At 66.6% G+C, this 1839-nt stretch carries 2 protein-coding genes; one reads left to right on the forward strand and one right to left on the reverse strand.

Annotated features, from left to right (window positions below; translation table 11 throughout):
- Positions 1–36: 36 nt before the first annotated feature.
- On the reverse strand, positions 37–1251 hold the full coding sequence (locus ACFYX0_RS47655; RefSeq protein ID WP_388982072.1) for an RNA-guided endonuclease InsQ/TnpB family protein: 1215 nt from the start codon (positions 1249–1251) through the stop codon (positions 37–39).
- A 52-nt stretch (positions 1252–1303) separates the two neighbouring features.
- On the opposite strand from ACFYX0_RS47655, the gene tnpA reads away from it, so the two are divergent.
- Complete coding sequence (tnpA, locus tag ACFYX0_RS47660) at positions 1304–1732, forward strand: IS200/IS605 family transposase (RefSeq protein ID WP_388982075.1); 429 nt, start codon at positions 1304–1306, stop codon at positions 1730–1732.
- Positions 1733–1839: the final 107 nt, after the last annotated feature.

Here is a 1839-nt window from a genome sequence, read left to right on the forward strand (position 1 = left end):
GTGACTCCTCCCCCTCGTGAACGAGGGGGCTTCTCGCTATGCCGGTGCGGCGTCGCGACGGACCAGCCCGGCCCGTAGAACGTTCAGGGCGCCCACCGTGTCCGCGTGCGCCTGGTGGCCGCACGAAACGCAGTGGAACTTCTCCTGGGTGGGCCGGTTCTCCGCTGAGACATGCCCGCATTCAGGGCAGGTCCGGGAGGTGTTGCGGGGGTCCACAGCGATCACTTTCCGTCCGGCGCTTTCAGCCTTGGCGTGCAGGATCGTCAGGAACACCCCCCATCCGGCATCAGAGATCGAGTGGTTGAGTCCGGCCTTCGCGCTGGCCCTGTTGGGCAGGAAACTGCCCGGCTGGTCAGGGTCGGGCTTCGGCGCGGGGGCCTTGACCATGTTGCGGATCTTAAGGTCTTCGTGCGCGATCAAGTCGTGGTCGCGAACCAGATCCAAGGCGGTCTTGTGGGCGTGGTCGAGGCGCTGGCGTCGGACCTTGCGGTGCAGGTCGGCAACGCGCTGGACGGCTCGGCGGTGGTTGGCGGTGCGCTTGTCGCGGCGGGCGCGGGGGAAGCGGGCGAGAGCCTGTTGTGCGGCTTCGAGCTTTGCGGCGGCCTTCCGGCCGTGGCGCGGGTTGGGTACGAACTCGCCGTTGGAGTCGGCGAGGAAGTTGGCTATGCCCATGTCGATGCCGACCACGCTGCCGGTCGCCGGAAGCGGCTCGGGGGCGGCCTGCTCGGCGGTCAGGATGACGTACCAGCGCTTGCCCTCACGCTTGACGGACAAGGTCTTGACCTTGCCGACCACGGGCCGGTGCTGGTTGACCTTGACGTGCCCCACGCCCTGAAGGCGGACGCGGGTGACGGCGTCGTGGGGGGTGGAGTCCCAGCGGCAGCCGTCGCCGTCCTTGGGGAAGTCCACGGTGTCGAACCAGTTCACGCCCCGGAAGCGGGGATAGCCCGGCTTGTCCCCTGCCTTCACGCGCCGGAAGAACGCCTGAAACGCCTTGTCCAGGCGGCGCAAGGTCGCCTGCTGCGACGAGAACGACCAGCGTCCCTGACGCTCGGGGTCGAAGGCCCGGATGTCCTTGAGCTGCACGGACTGCTGCGCGTACTTGACCGACGTTTTGGAGGTGTGCCGGTAGGCGTCGCGGCGTTCCTGCAAGGCCCCGTTGTAGAGGGAGCAGTGATCCCGCAGCATCTCACCGAGCGCTGCCGCCTGGCCCACGGTGGGCCGCATGAGGAACTTGTACGCACGGATCATCCGGCCCACCCCCCTTTCAAGTCGGTTCGCGTGATCATACTACCCTTGGCGTATGTCACCGCGCTGGGAACCAAACCCCGATATCCGCACCGGTCGCCACGTCGACTACAACCTCCACGCGCACTTGGTGTTTGTTACCAAGTACCGCAAAGACGTCTTCGATGACGCCATGCTGAAGCGGTGCGAGGAGATCATGCGGGAGGTGTGCGGCAGCTTCGAGACGGAGCTGGAGGAGTTCAACGGCGAACGCGATCACGTCCACCTGCTCGTGCACTACCCGCCCAAGGTGGCATTGTCGAAGCTGATCAACAGCTTGAAGGGCGTCAGCTCCCGGTACCTGCGCGCCGAGTACACCGGCCGTATCAACCGCATCGGGCTCGGCTCTGTGTTCTGGTCCCGCTCCTACTTCGCCGGATCGTGCGGCGGCGCACCGCTCAGCATCGTCCGCCAGTACATCGAAGGCCAGAAGCGGCCCACCTGACCCTCACCGAGGAGACGCAGCGAACTCCGGCGCTGCGCGCCTCCGGTCCGAGGATGCGTTTCCCTCCCCGGCTGAAGCCGGGGATACCCACGCAAGATCAGGGATGG

The sequence above is a fragment of the Streptomyces sp. NPDC002573 genome, from assembly GCF_042889625.1.
GTDB lineage: Bacteria > Actinomycetota > Actinomycetes > Streptomycetales > Streptomycetaceae > Streptomyces > Streptomyces gibsoniae.